Below are 26,338 nucleotides of genomic sequence, written 5' to 3' on the forward strand. Positions count from 1 at the left end.
CAAGCAGTCGAAAGTCGGAGGAACCCGGCCCTTTTGTGCCCCATTGGCCGGGTAGAACAAGTCGCAACCCGATAACAAAGTGTCGCCAGATGAATCTGAACGACACCTTGCAATTGCCTTGATCGGGGCGGCCGCAAAGCTCGCTGGCAGCCCCGCGCACCTCAGCCGGTATTGCGCAAACCGGCGGCGATACCCGCCACGGAGACCAGCAACGCCTGTTCCACGGGGCTTCCTTGCGGCGCCTCCTGCTTGCGCGAGCGCGCCAGCAGTTCGGCCTGCAACAGATGCAGCGGATCCAGGTAAGTGTTGCGCAGGCGGATGAACTCCAGGGTATCGGGGCTGTGAGCCAGCAGTTGCGACTGCCCGGTCAGGCCCAGGACCACCGCGCAGGCCTGCGACAATAGGTCGCGTAAATGCTCGCCCAATGGCAACAGTTCGGCCTCCACCAGGCGCTCGTCATAGGAGCGGGCAATGTCCGCGTCAGCCTTGGCCAGGACCATCTCCAGCATGTCGATGCGGGTACGGAAGAACGGCCATTGCTCCCGCATCTGCGCCAGCAGCTCGCCCTCGCCGCGCGCCAGGGCCTTGCTCAACGCCGCTTCCCAGCCGAGCCAGGCGGGCAGCATCAGGCGGGTCTGGGTCCAGCCGAAAATCCACGGAATGGCCCGCAGGCTCTCAATGCCGCCAGCCCGGCGCTTGGCTGGCCGACTCCCCAGTGGCAGCCGGCCCAGTTCCTGTTCCGGAGTGGACTGGCGGAAGTACTCGACGAACTGCGGGTTGTCTCGCACCACCTCGCGGTAGGCCCGGACTCCGTCGCTGGCCAGCTCATCCATCAGGTGGCGCCAGGCGGGCTCCGGCGGTGGCGGCGGCAACAAGGTCGCCTCCAGCACCGCGGCCAGATAGAGGTTGAGGTTCTGTTCGGCAATGTCTGGCAGGCCGAATTTGAAACGGATCATTTCCCCCTGCTCGGTGGTGCGGAAACGCCCGGCCACCGAGCCGGGCGGCTGCGACAGAATGGCCGCGTGGGCCGGGCCGCCGCCACGCCCCACGGTGCCACCGCGACCGTGGAACAGCAGCAGCTCCACCTGCTGTTCGCGGCAGATGTCCACCAACCGCTCCTGCGCCCGGTACTGGGCCCAGGCCGCAGCCGTGGTGCCGGCATCCTTGGCCGAGTCGGAGTAACCGATCATCACTTCCTGCGGCCCCTGCAGGCGCGAGCGATATCCCGGCATATGCAGCAGTTTTTCCATCACCGGGCCGGCGTTGTCCAGGTCCGCCAGGGTTTCGAACAGCGGCACCACGCGCATCGGCCGCAGCACCCCGGCTTCCTTGAGCAGCAACTGCACCGCCAGCACATCGGAGGCCGCGCCGGCCATGGAAATCACATAGGAACCCAGGGACGCCGCCGGCGCGCCGGCGATCTCGCGGCAGGTGGCGAGCACTTCGGCGGTGTCCGCCGAAGGCTTGAAGTAACCCGGCAACAAGGGGCGCCGGCTGCCCAGTTCGCGCATCAGGAAGCTGATGCGGTCTTCTTCGCTCCAGTCCTCATAACGTCCCAGCCCCAGGTAGTCGGTGATCTCCGTCATCGCCGAGGTGTGCCGGCTGGAATCCTGACGCACATCCAGGCGCACCAGGAACAGGCCGAACGTCACCGCCCGGCGCAGGCAGTCGAGCAACGGACCATCGGCAATCACGCCCATGCCGCACTCGTGCAGCGACTGGTAGCACAGTTGCAGCGGCTCCAGCAGGTCACGGTTGTTGTGCAGCACCTCCACACTCGCCGGCACCGCCGCGCTGAGCGCCGCATGGGCCCAATTGCGCGTGGCCCGCAGGCGTTCGCGCAACTGCTTGAGCAGCGCCCGATAGGGTTCGGCGCTGTCCCCGGCCTTGGCCAGGAGGGCCGGGCTGGCTTGCTGCATGGACAGCTCGGCAGCCAGGTGATCGATGTCCCGCAGGTACAGGTCGGCAGCCATCCAGCGCGCCAGCAGCAGCACTTCACGGGTTACCGCGGCGGTGACATTGGGGTTGCCATCACGGTCGCCGCCCATCCACGAGGCAAAGCGGATCGGCGCCGACTCCAGCGGCAGGTGCAGCCCCGTGGCCTCGAACAAGGCCTTGTCGGCCTTGCGCAGGTAGTTGGGGATGGCCTGCCACAGCGAATGCTCGATCACCGCAAAACCCCATTTGGCTTCATCCACCGGGGTTGGCCGGGTACGACGGATTTCCTCGGTATGCCAGGCCTCGGCGATCAGGCGCTGCAAGCGCTCCTGGATCTGCCCGCGCTCGGCGCTGGTCAGGTCGCGGTGGTCCTGGGCCGCCAGTTGCCCGGCGATGGCATCGTATTTCTGGATCAGCGTGCGACGCGCCACTTCGGTGGGGTGGGCGGTCAGCACCAGCTCGATTTCCAGGCGCCCCAACTGTCGGGCCAAGGCATCGGCGGAATGGCCCTCGGCCCGCAGGCGGGCCAGCAGTTCCGGCAGCACCCGGGCCTCGAACGGCGCAGGCTGCGACTCGTCGCGACGGTGGATCAACTGATACTGCTCGGCGATGTTCGCCAGGTTGAGAAACTGGTTGAAGGCCCTGGCCACCGGCAGCAGTTCGTCCTCGCTCAACTGATCGAGGCTGGCGCTCAGCTCGGCGCCCGGCGAGCCACGGCGATCAGCCTTGGCGCCTTTGCGAATCTGCTCGATCTTGTCGAGGAAAGCCTCCCCGTACTGGTCACGGATGGTATTGCCCAACAGTTCTCCCAAGAGGTGAACGTCTTCGCGCAAGCGCGCATCAATATCGGTCATCGAGGTGTTCTCCAGCAGACTCAAGGCGGCACGGAAGGCTCAAGAGTGCCGCCTGCACGCCTTGCTTAGCAAGCATGGGCAAACCCGATCAAACCTTCGACATTGCAGCTAGTCTCAAACATGGGCCACACAAGGGCCGCATTCCGGCCACGGCCGGTCAACTCAACCCAGCCTGCCACGAGCAGGTGTTCATTGAGGTCATCATGAAAATCCGTGAACTCGCGCAACACTGGGAAGAAAACGCCAAGGGTCGCCTGACCAAGACCGGCTACCGGATTCACCTGGACGTGGAAGCCGCCGCCCGCCTGGCCGCGCTCACCGAGATGTACCCCAAGCGCCAGACCGAAGAACTGCTCGGCGAACTGATCGGCGCCGCCCTGGAAGAACTCGAGGCAAGCTTCCCCTACATCCAGGGGCAGCATGTCGTGGCCACCGATGAGGAGGGCGATCCGCTGTACGAAGATGTCGGCCCGACCCCTCGTTTCCTGGCATTGTCACGCCAGCATCTGCACCTGCTGTCGAGCCAGTCCGACAAGCCCAAGCACTGAACCGCGCACCTTCTGCACACACTTGAAAATCATCCTTTCCGGCCCTGAAAAGGGCCGGGAATACCCCTGCGCACGGCAAAAGTTCCCGGTTTAGAGCCCTGTCCGAGCCGTCAGGTTTTTTTCCGGCCAATCGCCATCTTTCTCTGAACTATTCAAAAAAGCCTCAGGTCACACCCATTAGCCATCACTGGAACGGCCGTTTCAAATTTCGCCATCAGCGCTCGTCATCACTGAAACGTCAGGGCGCCAGGACCAGGATGGATGTTGATGTTTCCCAGGAGTTACCCAATGGAGTTGAAGACCATGAAGATCAGCACTGCGAAATCCTCGTTCACCTCTCTGCGCGGGCTGAAGCTGGCCGCGCTGGCCCTCGGCAGCAGCATGGTACTGGCCGGTTGTGCCGGTAACCCGCCTTCCGAGCAGTACGCGGTCACGCAATCTGCGGTCAATAGCGCAGTGAGCGCAGGCGGCACCGAGTTCGCCGCCGTGGAAATGAAATCGGCGCAGGACAAGCTCAAGCAAGCCGAGATCGCCATGCACGACAAGAAGTACGACGAAGCCCGTCGCCTGGCCGAACAAGCCGAGTGGGACGCCCGCGTAGCAGAGCGCAAGGCCCAGGCCGCCAAGGCCGAGCAGGCGCTGAAAGACTCGCAGAAAGGCGTTCAGGAACTGCGTCAGGAAGGTATGCGCAGCGTGCAGTAAGCCGCCGCCGATTCCCACGTACTCGTATTTGATTGAAAGGACGAACCATTATGCGCAAACAACTGATGATCCCTGCCCTGTTGGCCATGAGCGTAGCCCTGGCGGCCTGCTCCACCCCGCCCAACGCCAACCTGGAAAACGCCCGGACCAACTTCTCCGCCCTGCAGGCCAACCCGCAGGCAAGCAAGGTCGCGGCCCTGGAAACCAAGGACGCCGCCGACTGGATGGACAAGGCCGACAAGGCCTACCTGAACAAGGACGACGAGAAGAAGGTCGACCAACTGGCCTACCTGACCAACCAGCGGGTTGAAGTGGCCAAGGAAACCATTGCCCTGCGCACCGCCGAAGCCAAACTCAAGGACGCCGGCGACCAGCGTGCCCGCGCCATCCTCGAAGCCCGCGACGCGCAGATCAAGCAACTGCAGGACAGCCTCAACGCCAAGCAGACCGACCGCGGCACCCTGGTGACTTTCGGTGACGTGCTGTTCGCCACCAACAAGTCCGACCTGAAATCCAGCGGCCTGGTGAACATCAACAAGCTGGCGCAATTCCTCCAGCAGAACCCGGACCGCAAGGTGATCGTCGAAGGCTACACCGACAGCACCGGCAGCGACTCCTACAACCAGTCGCTGTCCGAGCGCCGTGCCGGCTCGGTGCAGATGGCCCTGATCCGCATGGGCGTCGACCCGGCGCGCATCGTCAGCCAGGGTTACGGCAAGGAGTATCCAGTGGCCGATAACGGCAGCGTTTCCGGACGCGCCATGAACCGTCGCGTGGAAGTCACCATCTCCAACGACAACCAGCCGGTGGCGCCACGCTCGGCCATCAGCCGCAACTAAGCTCCCCCCTGCTTATATAGGCAGGCCAAACAAAACGCCGCCGAGCTCTTCACTCGGCGGCGTTTTTTTAGGCGTCTTCGCCGGCAAGCCGGCGACCAAGGCAACCCTGCCGGTCACTGCTCCAGCTGTGGGGTTTCCTGGCCCATGCAGCGCACGGCCTGCTTCTTCTTGTTCACCAGCACCCCGGTCAGGCCCTTCTGCTGGGTGTCGAACAGCACCAGCACGCCGTCGATGCACTGGGCCACTTCATCGGCCGGTTGCAGGGAGATCTTGTAGTCTTCCCCGGGCACGGTCTTGAGCATGGTGAAGTCGCTGAGCAGCAACGCATCCTCCGGCTTGGCGAAGTGCAGGTAGCCGTAGTACCACAGGCTGCCCACGGTCACGATGATGCTGCAGATACCGGTGATGATCATTGGAATGGCGTTGCGTTCTTCACTCATTGCGGACTCTCTGGAGGTTCAACTGCTGAATTCGGGGGCGTCGGGTAATTGGGGATTTCCCCCAGCCGGCGCAACCCGTCGAAATGCTGCGGATCATCGAGGTAGCGCAGCATCACGCGGCGCCAGGTCGGATCGGCAAAGGTTTGCACATGGCCGCCACGGGTCAGTTGCAGGACCCTGGGCGGGGGCGCAGCTTGATACACGCGGATGCCATTGGAAAGAGGCACGATCGGATCGTCGATGCTGTGGTAGATCAGTTTCGGCACCCCGTTCAGGTGCGGCAGCGAGTTAATCGCACTGTCGGCGTCCGGCACCAGCCACGACAGCGGCACCTGCAACGGCCAGGTCAGCCACGAGGTACTCAAGGCGTAGCGCCCGACATCGCGGTAACTGGCCGGCACGCCGTCGAGCACGATGGCCTTGAGCTGCGCCTGACGCGCGGGGTGCTCCACCAGGTAGTGAATCGCCAGCGCGCCCCCCAGGCTTTGCCCCAACACGATCAACGGCTTGCCCTGCACTTCGGGGGCCTGATCCAGCCATTTGAATGCGGCATCCAGATCCTGATAGATCGCCGGCAGGCTCGGCGCGCCCTCGGACAGGCCATAACCGCGATAGTCCACCAGCAGCACCTGATAACCCTGCTCCGGCAGCCACCAACTGCCCCCCAGGTGCCAGGCCAGGTTGCCGCCGTTGCCGTGCAAGTGCAGCACCGTGCCCTTGACCTCCACCCCGGGCTTGGCCGGCAGCCACCAGCCGTGCAACTTGTGGCCATCGGCGGTGGCCAGGGTCACGTCGCGGTATTCAAGCCTGGCCCGCTCGGGGGTGAACGGCAGCCCCGGCTCGGGATAGAACAGCAGCGAGCTGCAACCCTGCAGGCCCAGCAGCAGGGCAAGAGCCACACAACCTCTGAACAACCTGCTCATCCACCGCACCCTGTGGCCGCCAGCGCAGACGGCGAAAAGGCCCAGCGGGCCTTGAACCATCGGAACCACCGCCGCAGCGCGAATGATCGCGGCCTGCGGCAGCGGCGGCTGGTGTCTGTGGATACGTCCATCTGCGCCCCCCGGCAGGTGTCAAAGGATGTTGGAGTAGTCCGCCTCGATCCGGTCCAGGCTCAAGTGGTTGAGGAAGTTGGAGAAACACATCCAGGCCGACAGTGCATTCATGTCGCGAAACTGTTCGGGCAGGTACTTGGGCGGAACGACCAGCCCTTCGTCCACCAGCTGACGCAAGGTGCGCATGTCTTCCAGGGTGGTCTTGCCGCAGAACAGCAAGGGAATCTGCTCCAGCTTGCCCTTGCGCACAGCCAGCTGAATGTAGTTGTAAACCATGATGAAGCCCTTGAGATAGGACAAGTCTTTGGTAAACGGCAACCCGTTGGGCACCGAACCGCGGAACACCCGGCTGGCGTTGCCGTAGCTCTCGGCCATCTCGAAGCCCTGTTCGCGGAAGAACTCGAACACCTGCAGGAAATCCGCGCCCTCCTCCACCATGTGGATAGCCCGCGTACGGTTGGTCAGCTTGCGCAAGCGGCTGGGGTAAGAAGCAAAGGTGATGATCTCCATCAGGATCGCCAGGCCTTCCTGGGTCACCGTGGACGAGGGCGGGCCCTTGGCCAGGAAGGTGCAGATCGGCTGGTTCAGGCCGTTGAGGGTGGTGCCCACATGCACCAGCCCTTCATGGACTTCCAGGGCCCGCACATCGCGCTCGTTGAACATCGCGTCGCTGCGGATCTTGATGTAGTCGGCGCCCGCTGCCGCGTCGGCGACGATGCCGTCGGACTCGAATACCCGGATGGTTTCCTCGGCCTCGCCGAACACCTTGTTCAGCCGGCCTTGCAGCAGGCTCACCGCCTCCTTGGCACTGAGCACCTTGGGTTCGTCCTTGAGGTCGCCACGCCCGTCGATGTTGTTCAGGTAGTCGGACATCATCAGCCCGAGGTCCGCCAGGGTCGGATCACCGGCGTGGAAGGCATCGGACGCGGCGCCGTACAGCTCCTGGGAAATCAGCCCGAAGTCGCCAGTGCCCCGGGCTTCGAGCATGCGCACCACCATGCGGTATTCCTTGCACATGCGACGCATGATCTGCCCCACCGGGTTGAACTGGCCCAGTTGGCGGGTGATGTCGCGCTCGATGTTCTGGAATTCCAGCTTCACCGCGCCGGAATCAAACGACAGCGGTCGCCCCTCGTAATAGGCTCGGTCCACCGCGGGCATCTCCTTGCCCTTGGCCTTGAGAAAGCCCTTGCGGACGTTTTCGTCCCATTTCACCGCATCCAGCACGCGGATCGGTGTCTGTGCCAGCACTATGCGATCGGACAAAGTGCGTATCGTCTGCTGGTAATCGTCCACCCGGAACTCCTATTGAATGGGTTTGTAGCGCGGGGTCACTTGCCCACGCGCTTGAAGCGCGCCGCCTCGACGAACAGGTCGGAGTTGGCGGGGTCGTCAAGGTAGGCGAAGACTTCAGGCAACGGGCTGCTGATCAGCACGCCATCGCCCTCGGCCGTGGTCATGGGGTCGCCGTTCAAGGCCTTTTGACCCAGGGCCAGGCGAATCTGTTCCAGGTCCAGGGTATAGAGCACCAGTTCATGTTTGGCCGTCAGTTCGAAGCCGGCAATGCTGTAGTGCCCACCAAAGGCCTGGGGCACCGCGGCCGACAGGTACCAGCGGTTGCCGTGCCGGGACACGGTGAAGTCATAGGCATCGCGCGGACGCACGGTGCCGCCGGGGTAACTCGAAGCGCGGTAGCGGTTGGTACCGACCTGCCTGAGCTGGATATTCAGCGGCTCGCCCCAGGCATTCTTGCTGGCCCACTGGCCCAGCAACTGGGCAGGTGCCGCCTGCTCGGCCGGCAGCGGCTCCTTGAAGGCCACCAGGCAACCGCTGAGCAGCAGGAACGACAGGGCAATCAGAATGCGCCAGGCTTGCATGCAACTCTCCCATGAACTCCAGAATGACTGTAGCCGCTGGCGCGAACCACGACCGACAAGCCGCAGCCGGTCAGCCGCGCCGGGCGCGTCAGACCGAAGCCAGAACCAGATGCATGTAGCGCGTGAGGATACCGAGCATCTCTTCGTCCTCCAGAGGCTCGGTGCCGTTGAGCAGGCCCTGATATTCCATCCGGCCGATTATCGACGTCAACACCTTGGCATCCTGCTGCGGCTCCCGCGAGCCCAGGACCTGGAAGAACTGGCAGGTGCCATGCAGCAGGATCTGCTGATGCGAGCGCACCAGCTGCGCCAGCCGCGGGTTGAGCAACGCTTCCTGGCGGAACGCCTGCTCGGCCATCAGGTGCTCGCGGCGGGTGTGCAACTGACGCTGGACATAGTCGGCGGTCAGGCGGGCGATATCATCGGCCAATTGCGAGCGCGACGCCGGGCTGCCATCACCGTAGGCGACCATCTCGCGCAGCAGCCCCTCGTTGCTGGCCCACAGCTTGGCCATGAACGCCGCGCTGCGCTCCACGTACTGGGCGAAGGTATCGGTGAGCAAGTCATCGATATCCTTGAAGTAATAGGTGGTGGCCGACAGCGGCACACCGGCTTCGGCGGCTACCGCGCGATGGCGCACGGCCCGCACGCCGTCACGCACGACAATGCGCATCGCGGCATCGAGAATGTCCTGCCTGCGCTGCTCACTGCCTTGGCGGCTGGCCTTGCGGCCCTGGTACTGAACACTTTCAGCCACCGCAGCGGCGATGCCGGCTGCACCTTCTTGAGCAATTGCGCGGTTCACGACACGTATTCCCTCTTGAAAATCACACAGAATTAGAAGCGGTACGTCAGTTCCAGCCAGACAATAAAAAGCCGCCTGATAAAGGCGGCTGATTATTCACAACACTCAGGCTTGCGGCCGCATGTGCGGGAACAGGATCACATCGCGAATCGACGGCGAGTTGGTCAGCAGCATCACCAGGCGGTCGATGCCGATACCTTCGCCGGCCGTTGGCGGCATGCCGTATTCCAGGGCACGGACGAAGTCGGCGTCGTAGTGCATGGCTTCGTCGTCGCCGGCGTCCTTGTCCGCCACCTGGGCCATGAAGCGCTCGGCCTGGTCTTCCGCGTCATTGAGCTCGGAGTAGGCGTTGGCGATTTCGCGGCCGCCGATGAACAGCTCGAAGCGGTCGGTGACGTTGGGGTTGTCGTCGTTGCGGCGGGCCAGCGGCGACACCTCGAACGGGTACTGGGTGATGAAGTGCGGCTGCTCCAGCTTGTGCTCCACCAGCTCTTCGAAAATCATCACCTGCAGCTTGCCCAGGCCTTCGAAGCCCAGCACCTTGGCGCCGGCTTTCTTGGCGATGGCGCGAGCCTTGTCGATGTCGTTGAGGTCATCGGCGGTCAGCTCGGGGTTGTACTTGAGGATCGAATCGAACACCGACAGACGGGCGAACGGCTCGCCGAAGTGGAACACCTTGTCGCCGTACGGCACGTCGGTGCTGCCCAGAACCAGCTGCGCCAGCTCGCGGAACAGCTCTTCGGTGAGGTCCATGTTGTCTTCGTAGTCGGCGTAGGCCTGGTAGAACTCCAACATGGTGAATTCAGGGTTGTGCCGAGTCGAAACGCCTTCGTTACGGAAGTTGCGGTTGATCTCGAACACCTTCTCGAAACCACCGACCACCAGGCGCTTGAGGTACAGCTCGGGGGCGATGCGCAGGAACATTTCCATGTCCAGGGCGTTGTGGTGGGTTTCGAACGGCTTAGCCGCGGCACCGCCAGGAATGGTCTGCAGCATCGGCGTCTCGACTTCGAGGAAGTCGCGCTGCATCAGGAAGCTGCGGATGTGGGCGATGACTTGCGAACGCACGCGGAAGGTCTGGCGCACTTCTTCGTTGACGATCAGGTCGACGTAGCGCTGGCGGTAGCGCTGTTCGGTGTCGGTCAGGCCGTGGTGCTTGTCCGGCAGCGGGCGCAGCGATTTGGTCAGCAGGCGCACGTGGGTCATTTCAACGTACAGGTCGCCCTTGCCGGAACGCGCCAGGGTGCCTTCGGCGGCAATGATGTCGCCCATGTCCCAGGTTTTCACCGCGGCCAGGGTTTCTTCGGACAGGGTCTTGCGGTTGACGTAGACCTGGATGCGCCCGGTCATGTCTTGGATCACCATGAACGAGCCACGGTTGAGCATGATGCGACCGGCAACCTTGACCGGGATTGCAGCCTCTGCCAGCTCTTCCTTGGTCTTGTCGGCGTACTGCTTCTGCAGATCCTGGCAGTAGTTTTCGCGGCGGAAGTCGTTCGGGAAGGCATTGCCCTTGGCGCGCTCGGCAGCAAGCTTTTCCTTGCGCAGGGCGATCAGGGAGTTCTCTTCCTGTTGCAGGGCTTGCGGGTCGAGTTGTTGGTCGCTCATGTCTTTAATTTTTCCATCAGGTTCGTTGCCCCCGGCCTGCGGCCGGGGGGCGCCGGGCAAGGACTGGACGTCCCCCCGGCTCCTACAAGGGTTTTACAGGCCCGATTTCAGGCTGGCTTCCAGGTATTCGTCGATGTCGCCGTCGAGCACCTTGTCGCAGTCGCTGCGTTCGATGTTGGTGCGCAGGTCCTTGATCCGCGACGCGTCGAGCACGTAGGAGCGGATCTGATGACCCCAGCCGATGTCCGACTTGGTGTCTTCCAGAGCCTGGGAAGCCGCGTTGCGCTTCTGCATTTCCTGCTCGTACAACTTGGCCCGCAGCATTTTCATGGCGGTGTCCTTGTTGGCGTGCTGGGAACGTTCGTTCTGGCAGCTGACCACGGTGTTGGTCGGTACGTGGGTGATCCGTACGGCCGAGTCGGTGGTGTTTACGTGCTGACCACCGGCACCGGAGGAACGGTAGGTATCGATCCGCAGGTCGGCCGGGTTGATTTCGATTTCCACCTTGTCGTCGATCTCTGGCGAGACGAACACCGCGGAGAACGACGTGTGGCGACGGTTGCCGGAGTCGAACGGGCTCTTGCGCACCAGGCGGTGCACGCCGATCTCGGTGCGCAGCCAGCCGAAGGCGTATTCGCCCTTGATGTGCACGGTCGCGCCCTTGATCCCGGCCACTTCACCGGCCGACAGCTCCATGATGGTCGCTTCGAAACCGCGCTTGTCGGCCCAGCGCAGGTACATGCGCAGCAGGATGTTGGCCCAGTCCTGGGCTTCGGTGCCGCCGGAACCGGCCTGGATGTCCAGGTAGGCGTTGTTCGGGTCCATTTCATGGCTGAACATGCGACGGAATTCGAGCTTGGCGAGGTTTTCCTCGAGACGGGCCAGCTCGGCGACGACATCGCCCACCGCGCCTTCGTCATTTTCTTCGACGGCCATGTCCAGCAGGTCGCGGCAATCGGCCAGACCGCTGTTCAGCTCGTCCAGGGTCTCGACGATCTGTGCCAGCGCAGCGCGCTCGCGGCCCAGTTCCTGGGCGTATTCAGGTTTGTTCCAGACACTCGGATCTTCAAGCTCGCGATTGACCTCGGTCAGACGCTCATGCTTTTGATCGTAGTCAAAGATACCCCCGAATAGTTTCGGAGCGCTCGGACAGGTCCTTGATGGTGTTCAGGATCGGGTTGATTTCCATGGGGGGCGGCACTCGTTGGCGAACTTTTGAAAGCCGACGATTATAACGGAATCACCGAACCACAGCAGCCCGCTTAGCGGCTTTAAGAGGCCAATCGGCCATCTAATTTCAGTGACCGAACCGCGCAAAACCGCACGCAGGCGAAATTTGTGCGCCGTTCATCCAGCAAAAAGTCCTGCTCGCCTCCCCCCGCCACACCCCGCAACTGCGCTCTCCTTGAGGCCGGGCAGCGCGATACACTCCCACGCTGAAATGACAAGGAAGCCGCTGCCCCATGGAACGCCTACTCAGTAGCGCCGAGATCGAAGACATCAAACGCAAGGAACAGCGAAACTGGAGGGGGGTCCAGGCCTTCTTCTCGATACTCCTCAGCGCGCTGGCCGGCCTGCCGCTGATGGGGGTCTGGTTGATCGTCTCTCCGGCGCTGGCCTGCGCCCTGGTCGTGCCCTGGCTGATCTTTTTGTGGTGGTGGATCTACTACCGCACAAGAATGCTGGTGAATGAAATCGATGAGCGAACCCAATGGCTGCAGGCCAGGTTCAGTTGTCGCTGGGTCCACGTCCACAAGGGTGGCTACATGGACTACAGCTTTGGCGACTACCCGATCGCCCCCGGCAACCTGCTGAACAACTGGTTCATCGACAACACACTCGACACCCGCACCACCTACCGCATCGAAGCGGTAAAGCTCACGTGCCGACACGCCGCGAGCCACAGCTACTACCTGTTCCGAGACACCCTGGTGGAGGTCCCACCGGGTCAGGCGCCGGCCACGGAAATGGCTGACGCCTAGAGCGCAGGCCGAAACCGCCTACTCGATCCCGACCTGATTGCGGCCATTGTTCTTCGCCAGGTACAGCCCCTTGTCCGCTGCCGAAATCAACTGCCGGCAATGGCTGTTGGGCTGCGGCGTGATGGTGGAAAGACCGATGCTGATGGTCAGACTGGCGCCCTCCACCGGTGCGATATGGGGGATTTTCAGGGCCTCCACGGTCTGGCGCAGCTTCTCGGCCACCAGCCGCGCGCCGCCCGGCGAGGTGTTGGGCAATACCAGCACGAACTCTTCGCCGCCGTAGCGCGCCGGCAGGTCGGAAGGCCGGCTGCTGGCCTCGCGAATCGCCGTGGCCACCTTGCGCAGGGCTTCATCGCCCTCCAGGTGACCGAAGGTGTCGTTGAAGGTCTTGAAGTAGTCGACGTCGATCATCAATAGCGACAGCTGGCTCTGTTCGCGCATCGCCCGGCGCCATTCCAGCTCCAGGTATTCATCGAAATGCCGGCGGTTGGACAACCCGGTCAGGCCGTCGGAGTTCATCAGCCGTTGCAGCACCAGGTTGGTGTCCAGCAGTTGCTGCTGGCTGACCCGCAGCGCGCGGTAGGCCGCGTCGCGCTGCAACAGGGTCATGTAGGAGCGCGAGTGGTAGCGGATTCGCGCCACCAGCTCGATGTTGTCCGGCAGCTTGACCAGGTAGTCGTTGGCCCCGGCGGCAAAGGCCGCGCTCTTGATCAACGGGTCTTCCTTGGTCGAGAGGACGATGATCGGGATGTTCTGGGTCGCTGGGTGGTTGCGGTACTCGCGCACCAGGGTCAGGCCGTCCAGGCCCGGCATCACCAGGTCCTGGAGGATCACCGTGGGCTTGATGCGGATCGCCTGGGCAATGGCCTGATGCGGATCGGCGCAGAAGTGGAAATCGATGTTTTCCTCGTTCGCCAACCCACGCCGAACCGCTTCGCCGATCATGGCCTGGTCGTCCACCAGCAACACCATGGCGGCATTTTCGTCGGTCTTGAATTCGTCGAGCTGTAAATCATTCATGGGTTGTCACCTGAATTGCTACCTGGCCAGGACAGCTGCGTTTATCAGTCATTTGGCAAATATCTCCAGCAAACGTGGAGCGATCTTGTCCAGTGGGCGAATCTCTGTGGCGGCGCCAATGGCAGCGGCCGCCTTGGGCATGCCGTACACCGCGCTACTGTTCTGGTCCTGGGCGATGGTCAGGTAACCCTGATCACGCATCAGCTTCAAGCCTTGGGCGCCGTCACGGCCCATGCCGGTCAACAGCACCCCAACCGCATCGCCATTCCAGAAACTGGCGACACTCTCGAAAAACACATCGATGGAGGGCCGGTAGATCTCGTTCACCGGCTCGGCGGTATACGCCAGGGTGCCGTTTTTCAACAGGCGGATGTGGTGGTTGGTGCCCGCCAGCAATACCTTGCCGCTTTGCGGCGGTTCGCCCTCTCGGGCCAGGCGCACCTCCAGGCCGGAGGCGCTGCTGAGCCATTCGGCCATGCCGGCGGCAAACACCTGGTCAACGTGCTGGACCAGCACGATGGCGGCGGGAAAGTCCTTTGGCAAGCCCTTGAGCAGCATTTCCAGGGCCGCCGGGCCGCCTGCGGAAGAACCGATGGCCACCAGGCTCTGGCGCGGCGCGCCGCTGCGCAACGGCTGCGGTGCGGAACGTACCCGGCTGCCGCGCTGGCCGATCAGCCAGCCGATATTGAGGATCTTGCGCAACAGTGGCGCTGCCGCTTCCTGGGCATTGCCCGCGCCCAGCGCCGGGGTATCGACCACGTCCAGAGCGCCGTGGCCCATGGCCTCGAACACCCGGTGCACGTTCTGCTGGCGGTCGACGGTGACGATCACGATGGCGCACGGTGACTCGGCCATGATTCGCCGCGTGGCCTCGACACCATCCATCACCGGCATGATCAGGTCCATGAGGATCAGGTCCGGGGTCAATTCGGCGCAGTATTTCACTGCTTCCGCGCCATTGGTCGCAACCCACACCACCTCGTGGCTGGGGTCGAAGGCCAAGGCTCGACGCAGGGCCTCCACGGCCATGGGCATGTCATTGACTATCGCTATCTTCATGCCCGCGCTCCTCCAATCAGCTCCACCACCGCATCCAGCAGGGCGTCGTCATGGAAACTGGCTTTGGCTAGATAATAGTCGGCACCGGCATCCAGTCCACGGCGCCGGTCTTCCTCACGATCCTTGTAGGACACCACCATCACCGGCAGGGACTGCAGGCGATTGTCGCGACGCAAGAGTGTGACCAATTCAATTCCATCCATTCGCGGCATGTCGATGTCGGTGATCAGCAGGTCGAAGCTTTCCGAGCGCAAGGCATTCCAGCCATCCATGCCATCCACCGCCACCGCCACGTCGTAACCGCGGTTGATCAGCAGCTTGCGTTGCAACTCGCGCACCGTCAGCGAGTCGTCGACCACCAGAATACGCTTGCGCGCGGCCTGGGCGTGCTGCTGATGATTGCGCGCGATACGCTCCAGACGCCCGGTGTTGAGCAGTTTGTCCACCGACCGCAGCATGTCCTCGACATCCACGATCAGCGCCACCCGACCGTCATCGAGCAAGGCCCCGGCGGAGATGTCCTGGATCTTGCCCAGGCGGTCGTCCAGCGGCAACACCACCAGGGTGCGCTCGCCAATGAAGCGTTCCACGGCGATCCCGTACACCGCATCGCGCTCGCGGATCACCACCACTTTCAGGGTCGGTGCGCTGTCCTGGGTCGCCGGCCGCTGCAACAGCTGGCTGGCCGCGACCAGGCCGACATGCCGGCCTTCGTGCCAGAAGTGCTGGCGCCCCTCCACCTGGACGATGGCCTCGGGTTCCAGGTCGCACATGCGTTCGATATGCGCCAGAGGGAAGGCGTAGGCCTCGTCGCCGACCTCCACCACCAGGCTGCGCACCACCGACAGGGTCAGCGGCACTTCCAGATGAAAGCGACTGCCCTGGCCGGTGTCCTGCTCCAGCACCACCGCCCCGCGCAGCTGACGCACCATATGCTGCACCGCGTCCAGGCCGACGCCGCGGCCGGACACCTCGGTCACCTTGTCGCGCAGGCTGAAGCCGGGCAGGAACAGGAAGGTCAGCAACTCCTCCTCACTGAGCTGCGCGGCAGTCTGCGCTGGTGACAGTTGGCGCTCGACAATGTTCTGGCGCAGGCGCTCCAGGTCGATGCCGTTGCCGTCGTCGCTGAGCTCCAGCACCAGCAGGCCGGCCTGGTGGGAGGCCCGCAGGCGAATCACGCCCTCCGCCGGCTTGCCCGCCAGCAGGCGCTGTTCCGGCAGCTCGATCCCGTGGTCGACGGCATTGCGCAGCAAGTGGGTCAACGGCGCTTCGAGTTTTTCCAGCACGTCACGGTCGACCTGAGTCTTTTCCCCCTCGATCTCCAGGCGCACCTGCTTGCCCAGGCTGCGGCCCAGGTCGCGGACCATGCGCACCTGGCCAGTAAGCACGTCGGCAAAGGGCCGCATGCGACAGGCCAGGGCCGTGTCATACAGCACCTGGGCACGTTGGCTGGCCTGCCAGCCGAACTCGTCCAGCTCGGCGGTCTTTTCCGCCAACAGTTGCTGCGACTCGGCCAGCAGCCGACGCGCATCCTCCAGGGCTTCCTGGGCCTCCAGGCTCAGGGCATGTTCCTTGAGGTGCAGGTTGAGGTTTTCCAGGGCGGTAAGGCTGTTGCTCTGAATCCGCCGCAGGCGCTGCATGGTCGCCAGGTACGGCTTGAGCCGCTGGGTTTCCACCAGGGACTTGCTCGACAGGTCCAACAGGCTGTTGAGCCGCTCGGCGGTGACCCGCAGAACCCGCTCGCCGCCCTCGGTCATGCGCTTGCCCGGACGCAGAGGCTCCAGGGCCGGCTCGCTGGCCGGCAATCCCGGATCGGCCTCCGGCTCGCCCGGCAGCTCCGGGAAGGCGTCCACCGGCACCCGCAGTTCCGGTATCGGCGGTGGCGCCATCGGCAGCTCCGGTGCTGGCGGCGCGGCTGCCGGCAGCGCGGCCCCCGGGGTCAACAGGCGCTCCATCAGGGCCACGTACAGCGCAATATCCGCCGCCACCGCCTGCGCGCCACCGGGGGTGGCAATGCGCATCAACAAGTCGGTGCCCTGCAGCAAGGCATCGATATGCTCGGGCTGCAGGTACAGCCGCCCTTCCTGGGCACTGACCAGGCAATCCTCCATCACGTGGGCGACGCTGACCCCGGCATCGACCCCGACAATCCGCGCCGCGCCCTTCAGGGAATGGGCCGCGCGCATGCAGGCTTCCAACTGGTCGGCCTGGGTCGGATTGCGCTCCAGCGCCAGCAGTCCGGCGCTGAGCACCTGGGTCTGGGCTTCGGCTTCCAGGCTGAACAGCTCCAGCAACGAGGCGTCGCGCATCTGATCGGGGGTCATGTCAGGCTCCGGGTCACGGCCGCGAGCAATTGCTCTTCATCCAGCAGGCGCAGGCTGCGCCCCTGCCATTGCAATACGCCACGGGTGTACTTGGCGTTGGCCTGCTCGCCGGAAGCCGAGGCGCCGCTGAGAATGCGCTCGTCGATGGCGTGAATACCGTGCACTTCATCCACCGGCACCACCACCGGGCCACCGGCGGCGCCAATGATCAGCATGCGCGGCATGACCCGCCCGCCCGCTGGCGCGGCAGCAGAAGGGTCGAGCCCCAGCAGCTCGGTCAAGGACAGGCAGGCCACCAGCGCCCCGCGGACGTTGGCCACCCCGAGCAAGGCCCGTGAGCGCTGGTGCGGCAAGGAATGGATCGCCTGCTGCGGCGCCACTTCCAGCAGGCAGCGGGTCGGCAGGCCCAACCACTCTTCGCCCAGGCGGAACATCAGCAGCGAGCGGGTGACCACATCGCTGTCAGCCGCCAGCACCACCGCTTCCTCGCGGTCTTCCTGGCGCAGCGAATAGCGGTCCAGCAGGCGGGTGGCGGCGGCCGAATACACCGCGCAGTTGCGGCAATGAATGTGCTCGGCCAGCAGCGGGCAGGATTTGTCGCCATGAATGCCGATGCGGTTCCAGCAATCATCGATGGCCTGCGCATCTTCACGGGTGACGTCCAATGAATAGGGATGGCTCATCGTTTCAACTCACTGTTGGCGGTGCGCAGGTTGCGCGCCGCGCGCTCCTGCAATCGTTGGGCGCCCGCCACATCGCCCTGGGAGGCCAGCAGTGCCGCCAGATGCACCAGGGCTTCCGGGTGCTGGGGCGACAGGTACAGGGCCTTGCGGTAATACCCCTGGGCTTCCATGGCGTTACCGGCCACATCACTGAGCAGGCCCAGCCAGTAGAACACCTGAGCCACCGGTTCATGCTGCTGCAGATAACGCTCGCAAGCGGCACGGGCCTCGGCGCTCTTGCCCTCGTTGGCCAGCGCGGCAATGTTGGCCAGCAGGCCGGCGGCATCCGTCACCGCTGGCGCACTGGTGCTCGCCGGGGGCGCCACGGAGCGGGCGGCAAAAGGCCGTGGACGCGGCGCCACAGGCACCACGCTGCGGGTTGGCAGTGGCAGCGGCAAGGGCTGCAGCGCCACCGGGGCCGGCAGCGGCTCGGGCTCCTGGTGGCGGCTGAAGGCGAAAGACTGCGGGATACCGATGGAACGCATGCCCAAGCGGCCCAGCAGGCTGCCTTCGGCGGGACCGATGAACAGCACGCCCTCTTCATGGGTCAGGCGCTTGAGCACCTCGAACACCTGGCGCTGGGTCGGCTGGTCGAAGTAGATCAGCAGGTTGCGACAGAACACGAAATCGAAAGCCGGCTCGCTGGCCAGCAACCCCGGATCCAGGACATTGCCCACCTGCAGCCGCACCTGCTCGCGAACCCGCTTGCTCAAGCGATACCGCTCGCCGTCTGCCGGCTCGAAGTGACGCTCTCGAAACTCGGTGAGCTGGCCGCGAAAGGAATTCTTGCCGTACAGCGCGCCCTTGGCCCGCTCCACCGACAATGGGCTGACATCCAGGCCATCCACCTTGAACTGATGGGGCGCCAGGCCGCCATCGAGCAGGGCCATGGCAATCGAATAGGGTTCTTCGCCGGTGGAGCACGGCAGGCTCAACAGGCGCAGGGCGCGCATGCCGTTGATCTGCGCCAGCCGCGCCTTGGCCAGCTTGACCAGGGTGGCGAAGGATTCGGGGTAACGGAAAAACCAGGTTTCGGGGACGATCACCGCCTCGATCAGCGCCTGCTGTTCATCCCGCGAGCCTTGCAGCTTCTGCCAGTACTCGTCGCTGCTGCGGGCAAACAGGGCATTGCAGCGCTGGCGCACCGCGCGCTCGATAATCGCCGGCCCCACGGAGGCGACATCCAGGCCGATACGCTCCTTGAGGAAATCGAAAAACCGTTGTTCCTCGCTCATCGAGGCTCCTCAAGCGATACCGGGTCCAGGGGCTCGGCGGGAAACAGCAGCTCACGCACCTGCGGGCCGAGCAAAGCGTCGACCCGCACCCATTGCAGCAGCCCCTGGGCGTCTTCACGCACCGGCCCCAGGTACGGCGCCTGGCGATTGTCCAGGCCATAGGGCTGGAACTGCGCCGGGTCGCAACGCAAGGTGTCGTTGGCCTGCTCCAGCAACAGCCCGAGGATCCGCGCCGGCTGCCCGGCGTCGCCACGGTAGTGCACCAGCACCAGCCGGGTGCTGGTGCGCAACTGCGCCGGGCGGCCGAAGCTCAGCTCGCAGAGGTCGATGACCGGCACCACCACGCCGCGATAGGCAAACACCCCGGCCACCCAGGAGGGCGCCTGGGCGATCGGCTTGAGTTGCAGGCGCGGCAGCACCTCCACCACATCCACGGCCGGCAAGGCATAGCGCTCCTCGCCAATGCGAAATATCAGGAACAAAGCGCTCTTGGCTGCGGCCGCCCCACTGCGCTTGTGCGCGAGCTCATCCATCAGACTTTGAAACGCGAAACGCCGCTGCGCAGCCCCACCGCCACCTGGCTCAGCTCGTCAATGGCAAAGCTGGCCTGGCGCAGGGACTCGACGGTCTGGCTGCTGGCATCCCCCAGTTGCACCAGGGCATGGTTGATCTGCTCGGCGCCGGTGGCCTGGGCCTGCATGCCTTCATTGACCATCAGCACCCGCGGTGCCAGGGCCTGGACCTGATGGATGATCTGCGACAGTTGCTCGCCCACTTGCTGCACTTCGGCCATACCGCGGCGCACTTCCTCGGAAAACTTGTCCATGCCCATGACCCCCGCCGAGACCGCCGACTGGATCTCGCGGACCATCTGCTCGATGTCGTAGGTGGCGACCGCCGTCTGGTCTGCCAGGCGCCGCACTTCCGTGGCGACCACGGCAAAACCACGGCCGTATTCACCGGCCTTTTCGGCCTCGATGGCCGCATTCAACGACAACAGGTTGGTCTGATCGGCGACCTTGACGATGGTCACCACCACCTGGTTGATGTTGCCGGCCTTCTCGTTGAGGATCGCCAGCTTGGCGTTCACCAGGTCCGCCGCGCCCATCACCGAGTGCATGGTGTCTTCCATCCGCGCCAGGCCCTGCTGGCCGGAACCGGCGAGCACCGAGGCCTGGTCGGCGGCGCTGGAGACTTCGGTCATGGTGCGCACCAGGTCCCGGGAGGTCGCGGCAATTTCCCGCGAAGTGGCGCCGATTTCCGTGGTGGTGGCGGCCGTCTCGGTGGCGGTGGCCTGTTGCTGCTTGGAAGTGGCAGCGATTTCGGTCACCGAGGTGGTGACCTGCACCGACGAGCGCTGGGCCTGGGACACCAGGGCCGTGAGCTCGGTCATCATGTCGTTGAAGCCGGTTTCCACGGCGCCGAACTCGTCCTTGCGGTCCAGGTTCAGGCGGCCGCTGAGGTCACCGGTACGCATGATTTCAAGAATGCTCACGATGCGGTTCATGGGCGCCATGATTGCCCGCATCAACAGCAGGCCGCAGAGCCCGGCAGCAAGCACCGCCAGCAGCAAGGAAACGCCCATGCTGACCTTGGCCGCGGCCACCGCGTCGTCGATGGCCGCGGTGGCGGAATCGGCCACCGCCTTGTTTTCGCTGATGATGTCGTTGAGCTTCATCCGCCCGGCGATCCAGGCCGGGGTCAGTTGCTCAGTAAACAGGCGAATGGCCTCGGCTTCCTGGCGGCGCTGGTGCAGGTCGAGCACGGCAGCCTGGATGCGATTGAATTCCTGGTGGTCCTTCTCGAAGGCATCGAACTCGCTCTGGTCCTCACGACTGTTGATGGTCTGCTTGTAGTTGCCCATCTGGGTCTGCAGATGCTCTTCGAACGCCTTGAAGCTGGCCTTGTCTTCGGAACTGATGTCCTGATTCTGCTTGAGGCCGATGATTTCCTGGGTCTGCAGGTAGGTGTCGACCCAGGCGCTGCGAATCATCGAACTGAAATACACCCCCGGCACCGCGTCAGTGCGCATGCGCTCTTCGCCGGCTTCGATCTTCAACAGCCGCGAGTACGAGACGACGACCATCAACAACATGATGGCGATAATCACCGCAAAGCTCGCCAATATGCGTTGGCGCAACGTCCAGTTCTTCACAGTCAGTCCTCGGGGCCATTCAAAAATGGGGGGAGTATAGCCGAGGACGATGGCGGTTTTATGGGTGGTTTAACGACACAGATGGCACTTTCGGCAAATTTGTGCGCCCGCTCTGGATCGCGGCTCAGCGAGCTCTTCGCCGAGTTTTTAAGGCATTTCGGCAAATCCCTCGGGCAGAACCGCCATCCATGGCCATGGGGCCGTCGGCCTGGGGGTCAAAGCGCGCCCTGGCGCACCTGGTTCTCCAGCTCGGCCTTGAGCCCCGGCGCCAACTGCAGCTGACGCGCCAGCTCGTCGAGGTAGGCCTTTTCCATGAAGTGTTCCTCATCCACCAGCATCACGCTGGCCAGGTACATCTGCGCCGCCATCTCCGGCGTGCTCGCGGCCCGGGCAACATCCGCCGGGTCCAGGGGCTTGTTCAACTCACTGTGCAGCCATTGCTGCAGTTGCGGGTCGTTGTCCAGCTTGCGGAACTCGCCCTCGATCAGCGCCCGCTCACGCTCGTCGACATGGCCGTCGGCCTTGGCCGCAGCCACCAGGGCCTTGAGGATCGCCTGGCTGTGCAGCTCCACTTGCGGCGCGGGCAGGCGGTCCAGGGTCTGCGGCTGGTTGGCCGGGGCCGTGCCCTGCTGCGCCTGCCAGTTGCCATAAGCCTTGTAGGCGAGCACGCCGAGGGCCGCCAGGCCGCCATAGGCCAGGGCCTTGCCGCCGTATTTACGGGCCCTCTTGTTGCCCAGCAGCAAACCCATGGCCCCCGCCGCCAAGGCACCGCCGCCGGCCCCGCTCAGCAGCCCGCCAAGGCCGCCGGACTGGCCGCCAAGCAAGCCACCCAGGCCACCTTGCGCGGCCTTGCCGTGTTCCCCTGAAGCCGTACCGGCCTTGTTCTGCAACATCTCCTGGCCGGACCTGAGTAATTGATCGAGCAATCCACGGGTGTTCATCTGCGCCTCCGGAAAATGGATGTCATGTCGACACATAAGGCCGTAAGCCTAGAGAGAAGTGCCCGGGTCGAGGGGGACGATAGTGCTTCTGAATGTTGCTTTCTCCGGGACCAGCCGCCGCCGACGCCGACAGGTGCGGGCGGCACGCCAGGCACCGCCAGTGCTGGATTAGCCCCCCAAGTTGCGGCACTATCCGCCGCCTGAAAAACACCGACACCACAGACCGGACCCAGTTGATCCCTTCCGGCAGCAAGGATGCGCCCATGCCCCGTCATACCCACGCCAGCGCCTGCGGGTGCCAGCCATGAGCCTGGACCCCGCCGGCCGTTATCAAGTGATACGAATCCTCACCGGCCTGGTGCCCCACTCGCTGGTGCCGCTGCTGTTCTACTACGCGCATGTCTGGGGCGTTCCGGTGTATCGCAGCCACTTCGGCGCCCTCGCCAAGGGCTTCGGCCTGGGGATGATGGTGGAGCTTCTGTTGCAGTTGCTGATCGTCGTCAGTTTCCTGCTGGTCCTGGTGCCCAACCTCAAGGTCAAGCTGGTCCTGATCGGCACCCTGGTGCTGTTCACCGCCTGGGCGATGTTTCCCGACCACCCGGTACGCGGCTACATCTACTGCGTGCTGATGGCGGTGCCGTCGTTGCTGGCGATCTGGCTGGCGCAGTGGCTGTGCCGGCTGTTGCAACCCAAGGGGCCGCTACATGCCCAATGAAAGACTGCGCACAGGCCGCCTCTGCCTGCTGATGTTGCTGGCGCTTGGCCAACCCTGCCTGGCCATGAGCCTGGAACAGCAGTTCGCCGGCCTCGCCCACTGCTCCATGGAGAACGTCTACCTGGACGCCAGCGACCACCAACCCCGGGGGCAGTACTTCAGTGAACGCCAGTTGCAACCCTGCGAACTCGACGAGGCCGCCCGCTACTGCGTCGACGAGCAGTACCACGGCCTGACGGTCAGCGCGGTGATGATCCCCTATCGCGGGCCGTTCTCGGTCCACGCGCTGTACTTCAAGGACAGTGTCGACAGCGTGCGCCAGCGCCTGGGGCACGCCTTCTTCGGCGATGGCCGGGAGCGTCCGCTGCTCACCGAGGACCGCCACAACCCCGGCAGCTCGGTGCTGTACTGCGACCCGCAAAGCCAATGAGCCGACTGCCCACATGCCTTTTCTGTACCGCCTCCGGATGACCCTGTCGATGCCCACCGCCCGTCACGTTTTGCACTTGATCGCCCTGAGCCTGCTGCTCGCTGGCGGCAGCCAGGCCGCTGCCGCCCCCGCCTGCCCGTCCAGCGACCTGAAAACCTTTGTCCAGGCCTTTGCCAGCAGCGCGGACCTGCAGCAGGCATTCAGCGCCACGCCACTGGTCGAGCAACGGCCGGTCACCGACGACCGTGGCCGGGAAGTGACCGCGCGCTACAAGCTCACGGGCGACACCCGTCACCTGCTGGCCCTGCTCGACCCCAAGGCCCAGGCCGAAGCGGGCCTGCAAACCTTCTGGGAAGGCCAGACCCTGGTGGTCAACGACCCAATGGGCGACACCGTGCAGGCCTTCGTCTTTGAACAAGGCGCCTGCTGGCAACTGGTGCGCGTCGAGCAGTGGTCCATGAATGAACTGCTCACACGCAACGCCCCGGCCGGCGAAAGCGCCTTGCAGCGGCAGATGCGCAAGGCCGACCTGTTCCTCGGCTACGGCGGACGCGAGCAGTACCCACTGACTGCGTACTTCTTCGAACTCGGGCAGCGGATTCTGCTGGATGCCGCCCGCCACGGTTCGCCCGTAGCCGCGGTGCAGGCGGTCAGCCTGGGCTATTCGGGCATGGCCCCGTCGCTCAAGCCGGGGGAGCCGGAAGAACTGTTGCAGCCCTACGCCAAGACCGATGCCGAAGCGGCGCTGATGCTGTCCATGTATTACTGCGACCCCCTCGCCGACGGCTCCGTCACCGAGTGCCAGCAGCCGCGCAAGTCCGAAGACCTGGTGCTACGAACCGCCCGAGAGCTGGATTCGGCCACCGCCTATTACTACCTGGGCAGCGGCTATGCCGAAGGCAAATGGGGCACTGCCGACCCACCCAGAGCGCTGGCCTGTTACCAGGAAGCGATCAAGCGCGGCGACCTGAACAGCCTCTGGCCCCTGACCTGGTGGACCCAAAAGCACCAGACGCCGGCCAGCGGCGCCCAGTGCCTGGAGCCCTCGGCGCCTGCCCAGGCAGGGAGCTGAGCCCGCTTCTTGACGCTTTTTAACAAAATCCCCATAGCCCATGGGTGGCCAGATCGGGTTAATTGAGCCCTCGCTCAACCGTTCCAGAGGCCTCCCATGCGCGCCACCCCGTTGTCACCCACCAGAGCCCGGCCGCTGTTGCTGGCACACCGCAGATGAGCCGCTCGCGGTCCGCGCCAGCGGCGCGCCTGGACCAGGTGGACGCCCTGCGCGGCTTCGCCCTGCTGGGCATCCTGGCGGTGAACATCTGGTCCTTCGCCGACCCGTACTACGCATCGCCGGTCAGCAACCCGGCCTATTCCAGCGGCCTTGATCACGCGGTCCGCTGGCTGGTGTCGATCCTCTTCGAGGCCAAGTTCTACCTGCTGTTTTCCTTCCTGTTCGGCTACAGCTTCACCCTGCAGATGGACGCTGCGCAACGCTCGGGCGAACGCTTCGTGCCGCGCATGCTGCGTCGACAACTGGCCCTGCTGGCAATCGGTCTGGTCCACGGCGCGCTGCTGTTCCATGGCGAGATTCTCTCGCTGTACGCCGTGCTGGGGCTGGTCCTGCTGATGCTGCGCGGGTGGTCGGCGCGCTGGGCCACAGGCCTGGCGATCCTGTTGATCACCGGCACTGCGCTGTTGTTCCTGCTGTTCGGCATCAGTCTGCTGGAGGCCGGCCTCTATACCGGCACCGCCGATGGCGAGCCGCTGCTCAAGGACCTCGCACTGAGCGGTAGCGCCCTGCAAACCCTGGCCTACAACGCCTCGCACTGGCTGGAAACCGCAGCCGCGCTCTGGCTGTTGCAGGGCCCCAGTACCCTGGCGATGTTTCTGCTGGGTTACGTGGCCGGGCGCAAACAACTCTTGGTGGCGCCCTACACCTTTGCACCGCGCCTGACACGGCGGCTGGCGCTGACCCTGCCGCTGGGCCTGGGGGGCGCTCTGCTCTACGGCTACTGGGCCGCCTATGCTCCCGGCGGCGGCCTGGAAATCATCGGGTACGGCATCAGTCAACTGACCGCGCCGCTGCTTGCGGCGAGCTACGCCATGCTCCTGCTCAAGTCCTTCGATTCAGCCCTGGGCCAGCGTCTGTGCCGCCGGTTGGCGCCGCTGGGGCGCATGTCCCTGAGCAACTACCTGCTGCAATCGCTGATCCTCAGCCTGCTGTTCACCGGTTACGGGCTGGGGCTGGTCAACCACTTGCCACTGCTGTGGATTCCACTCCTGGTGATCGCCATCTACCTGCTGCAGATGCAGCTCAGCGCCCTGTGGTTGCGCAGCCACCTGTACGGGCCTTGCGAATGGCTGCTGCGGGCCGTGACCATCGCGGCCTGGCCGAGCTGGCGCAAACGCCTGGCGGCCTAGGCCAGGCGCAGGTACAGGTGGATGTCCTCGGGCTCGATCCGCAGCAGTTCCGGGTCCGGGCTTGCCAGAAGCTCGCAGCCCAGGCCGGTGTAGAAATCCACCGTGTGCCGCGACGGCGTGGCCGACACATACAGGCCCTGGCCGCCCAGCACCAAGGCCTGCTCCCGGGCCAGGGCAAACAGTTGCCGGCCCAGGCCAAGGCCGCGATAGCCCTGGCTCACGTGAAGGAATTTCAACTGCCGCAGGTCCAGCCCGGCACAGGCAATCGGCAGGCAATCCACCACCACCGCGGCCACCAGCGCCGGGCCGTCGAACACCCCGTACAACCAGCCACCGCGCTGGTAACACTGCTGCAAGATCAGCGCATCATGCTCGGCCTCGCCTTCCGGCCAGCCGTGCACCACCTCAGGTTGCTCGTAGCGCAGCAGTTGCCCGTCCTGCAGGCGGTAGAAGGCCTCGATGACCTCGGCGCGGTCGATCCATTTGAACCGTGAAATATCGTCTTCGCCGAGCAAGCGCGAGTGCAGCATGGGAGCAGTTCCTGAGGCTGATAGGGCGGTTACCAATGGACACAAGCTAATCATTTTTCTGCCCCTGGCGAACCGTTTATTCTATCCGCCGTCTGTTTATAGTCCGTTGCGTTTGGCCGATGGCATGACCGAACTCCC

General features: G+C 64.3%; 25 protein-coding genes. 8 read left to right on the forward strand and 17 right to left on the reverse strand.

Annotated elements, in window-relative coordinates; translation table 11 throughout:
- Nucleotides 1–161: 161 nt before the first annotated feature.
- The gene (gene ppc, locus LXM55_RS06720; RefSeq protein WP_233319673.1) at nucleotides 162–2,792 is read right to left on the reverse strand and encodes a phosphoenolpyruvate carboxylase; all 2,631 of its coding nucleotides are present in this window, start codon (nucleotides 2,790–2,792) and stop codon (nucleotides 162–164) included.
- Nucleotides 2,793–2,995: 203 nt separating this feature from the next.
- On the opposite strand from ppc, the gene LXM55_RS06725 reads away from it, so the two are divergent.
- The 3 genes from LXM55_RS06725 (at nucleotide 2,996) to LXM55_RS06735 (ending at nucleotide 4,881) form a co-directional block, all read left to right on the forward strand.
- Nucleotides 2,996–3,340: a pilin assembly protein gene (locus tag LXM55_RS06725; RefSeq protein WP_233319674.1), complete on the forward strand. Its 345-nt coding sequence runs from the start codon at nucleotides 2,996–2,998 to the stop codon at nucleotides 3,338–3,340.
- Between the two features lie 288 nt (nucleotides 3,341–3,628).
- Nucleotides 3,629–4,042, forward strand: a complete 414-nt coding sequence (locus LXM55_RS06730; protein ID WP_016967758.1) for a DUF4398 domain-containing protein — start codon at nucleotides 3,629–3,631, stop codon at nucleotides 4,040–4,042.
- 50 nt (nucleotides 4,043–4,092) lie between these two features.
- A complete protein-coding gene (locus LXM55_RS06735) occupies nucleotides 4,093–4,881 on the forward strand; it encodes an OmpA family protein (protein WP_233319675.1) in 789 nt (262 codons plus the stop codon).
- 113 nt (nucleotides 4,882–4,994) lie between these two features.
- Here LXM55_RS06735 and LXM55_RS06740 read toward each other — a convergent pair whose 3' ends face one another.
- From LXM55_RS06740 to prfB, 7 genes are all read right to left on the reverse strand, one after another.
- A complete protein-coding gene (locus LXM55_RS06740) occupies nucleotides 4,995–5,321 on the reverse strand; it encodes a hypothetical protein (RefSeq protein WP_011059491.1) in 327 nt (108 codons plus the stop codon).
- On the reverse strand, nucleotides 5,318–6,244 hold the full coding sequence (locus tag LXM55_RS06745; protein WP_233319676.1) for an alpha/beta hydrolase: 927 nt from the start codon (nucleotides 6,242–6,244) through the stop codon (nucleotides 5,318–5,320). The genes LXM55_RS06740 and LXM55_RS06745 overlap by 4 nt, the downstream gene beginning before the upstream one ends.
- A 150-nt stretch (nucleotides 6,245–6,394) precedes the next feature.
- Nucleotides 6,395–7,672: a flavohemoglobin expression-modulating QEGLA motif protein gene (locus LXM55_RS06750; RefSeq protein WP_233319677.1), complete on the reverse strand. Its 1,278-nt coding sequence runs from the start codon at nucleotides 7,670–7,672 to the stop codon at nucleotides 6,395–6,397.
- A 35-nt stretch (nucleotides 7,673–7,707) separates the two neighbouring features.
- The gene (locus tag LXM55_RS06755; protein WP_233319678.1) at nucleotides 7,708–8,253 is read right to left on the reverse strand and encodes a hypothetical protein; all 546 of its coding nucleotides are present in this window, start codon (nucleotides 8,251–8,253) and stop codon (nucleotides 7,708–7,710) included.
- Nucleotides 8,254–8,341: 88 nt separating this feature from the next.
- Complete coding sequence (locus LXM55_RS06760) at nucleotides 8,342–9,058, reverse strand: TetR/AcrR family transcriptional regulator (RefSeq protein WP_233319679.1); 717 nt, start codon at nucleotides 9,056–9,058, stop codon at nucleotides 8,342–8,344.
- Nucleotides 9,059–9,163: 105 nt separating this feature from the next.
- Nucleotides 9,164–10,666, reverse strand: a complete 1,503-nt coding sequence (lysS, locus tag LXM55_RS06765; RefSeq protein WP_233319680.1) for a lysine--tRNA ligase — start codon at nucleotides 10,664–10,666, stop codon at nucleotides 9,164–9,166.
- 93 nt (nucleotides 10,667–10,759) lie between these two features.
- A protein-coding gene (gene prfB, locus LXM55_RS06770; RefSeq protein ID WP_233319681.1) for a peptide chain release factor 2 occupies nucleotides 10,760–11,855 on the reverse strand; the annotation gives its coding sequence in 2 pieces (ribosomal slippage) (nucleotides 10,760–11,782 and nucleotides 11,784–11,855; 1,095 coding nt in all).
- A 274-nt stretch (nucleotides 11,856–12,129) separates the two neighbouring features.
- Here prfB and LXM55_RS06775 point away from each other — a divergent pair.
- Nucleotides 12,130–12,648, forward strand: coding sequence for a hypothetical protein (locus LXM55_RS06775; protein ID WP_233319682.1), 519 nt, complete (start codon nucleotides 12,130–12,132; stop codon nucleotides 12,646–12,648).
- An 18-nt stretch (nucleotides 12,649–12,666) separates the two neighbouring features.
- On the opposite strand, the gene LXM55_RS06780 is transcribed toward LXM55_RS06775, so the two are convergent.
- The 8 genes from LXM55_RS06780 to LXM55_RS06815 form a co-directional block, all read right to left on the reverse strand.
- Complete coding sequence (locus LXM55_RS06780) at nucleotides 12,667–13,668, reverse strand: response regulator (protein WP_233319683.1); 1,002 nt, start codon at nucleotides 13,666–13,668, stop codon at nucleotides 12,667–12,669.
- A 48-nt stretch (nucleotides 13,669–13,716) separates the two neighbouring features.
- Nucleotides 13,717–14,727, reverse strand: coding sequence for a chemotaxis response regulator protein-glutamate methylesterase (locus tag LXM55_RS06785; protein ID WP_233319684.1), 1,011 nt, complete (start codon nucleotides 14,725–14,727; stop codon nucleotides 13,717–13,719).
- Entirely contained in the window at nucleotides 14,724–17,051 is a 2,328-nt protein-coding gene (locus LXM55_RS06790; protein WP_233319685.1) for a hybrid sensor histidine kinase/response regulator, read from the reverse strand. Before LXM55_RS06790 ends, LXM55_RS06785 begins: the two co-directional genes overlap by 4 nt.
- The gene (locus LXM55_RS06795) at nucleotides 17,048–17,734 is read right to left on the reverse strand and encodes a chemotaxis protein CheW (protein WP_233319686.1); all 687 of its coding nucleotides are present in this window, start codon (nucleotides 17,732–17,734) and stop codon (nucleotides 17,048–17,050) included. Before LXM55_RS06795 ends, LXM55_RS06790 begins: the two co-directional genes overlap by 4 nt.
- Nucleotides 17,731–19,008 carry a CheR family methyltransferase gene (locus LXM55_RS06800; protein WP_233319687.1) on the reverse strand — a complete coding sequence of 426 codons (1,278 nt, stop codon included), beginning with the start codon at nucleotides 19,006–19,008 and terminating at the stop codon, nucleotides 17,731–17,733. Before LXM55_RS06800 ends, LXM55_RS06795 begins: the two co-directional genes overlap by 4 nt.
- Nucleotides 19,005–19,541 carry a chemotaxis protein CheW gene (locus tag LXM55_RS06805; RefSeq protein WP_233319688.1) on the reverse strand — a complete coding sequence of 179 codons (537 nt, stop codon included), beginning with the start codon at nucleotides 19,539–19,541 and terminating at the stop codon, nucleotides 19,005–19,007. The genes LXM55_RS06800 and LXM55_RS06805 overlap by 4 nt, the downstream gene beginning before the upstream one ends.
- Nucleotides 19,541–21,163 carry a methyl-accepting chemotaxis protein gene (locus LXM55_RS06810; protein ID WP_233319689.1) on the reverse strand — a complete coding sequence of 541 codons (1,623 nt, stop codon included), beginning with the start codon at nucleotides 21,161–21,163 and terminating at the stop codon, nucleotides 19,541–19,543. The genes LXM55_RS06805 and LXM55_RS06810 overlap by 1 nt, the downstream gene beginning before the upstream one ends.
- 215 nt (nucleotides 21,164–21,378) lie before the next feature.
- Nucleotides 21,379–22,104 carry a tellurite resistance TerB family protein gene (locus LXM55_RS06815; protein ID WP_233319690.1) on the reverse strand — a complete coding sequence of 242 codons (726 nt, stop codon included), beginning with the start codon at nucleotides 22,102–22,104 and terminating at the stop codon, nucleotides 21,379–21,381.
- A gap of 304 nt (nucleotides 22,105–22,408) precedes the next feature.
- Between LXM55_RS06815 and LXM55_RS06820 the strand changes: the two genes are divergently transcribed.
- The 4 genes from LXM55_RS06820 to LXM55_RS06835 all read left to right on the forward strand — a co-directional run bounded on the left by LXM55_RS06820 (nucleotide 22,409) and on the right by LXM55_RS06835 (nucleotide 25,670).
- A complete protein-coding gene (locus tag LXM55_RS06820; RefSeq protein WP_233319691.1) occupies nucleotides 22,409–22,819 on the forward strand; it encodes a hypothetical protein in 411 nt (136 codons plus the stop codon).
- Entirely contained in the window at nucleotides 22,809–23,249 is a 441-nt protein-coding gene (locus LXM55_RS06825) for a hypothetical protein (protein ID WP_233319692.1), read from the forward strand. Before LXM55_RS06820 ends, LXM55_RS06825 begins: the two co-directional genes overlap by 11 nt.
- Before the next feature lie 13 nt (nucleotides 23,250–23,262).
- Nucleotides 23,263–24,321 carry a hypothetical protein gene (locus LXM55_RS06830; RefSeq protein ID WP_233319693.1) on the forward strand — a complete coding sequence of 353 codons (1,059 nt, stop codon included), beginning with the start codon at nucleotides 23,263–23,265 and terminating at the stop codon, nucleotides 24,319–24,321.
- Between the two features lie 155 nt (nucleotides 24,322–24,476).
- Nucleotides 24,477–25,670 (forward strand): DUF418 domain-containing protein, encoded by a 1,194-nt coding sequence (locus LXM55_RS06835; RefSeq protein WP_233319694.1) that lies wholly within the window; start codon nucleotides 24,477–24,479, stop codon nucleotides 25,668–25,670.
- On the opposite strand, the gene LXM55_RS06840 is transcribed toward LXM55_RS06835, so the two are convergent.
- Nucleotides 25,667–26,200 (reverse strand): GNAT family N-acetyltransferase, encoded by a 534-nt coding sequence (locus LXM55_RS06840; protein ID WP_233319695.1) that lies wholly within the window; start codon nucleotides 26,198–26,200, stop codon nucleotides 25,667–25,669. The two genes, LXM55_RS06835 and LXM55_RS06840, sit on opposite strands and share 4 nt — an antisense overlap.
- Nucleotides 26,201–26,338: the final 138 nt, after the last annotated feature.

The sequence above is a fragment of the Pseudomonas sp. Au-Pse12 genome (assembly GCF_021341665.1).
GTDB lineage: Bacteria > Pseudomonadota > Gammaproteobacteria > Pseudomonadales > Pseudomonadaceae > Aquipseudomonas.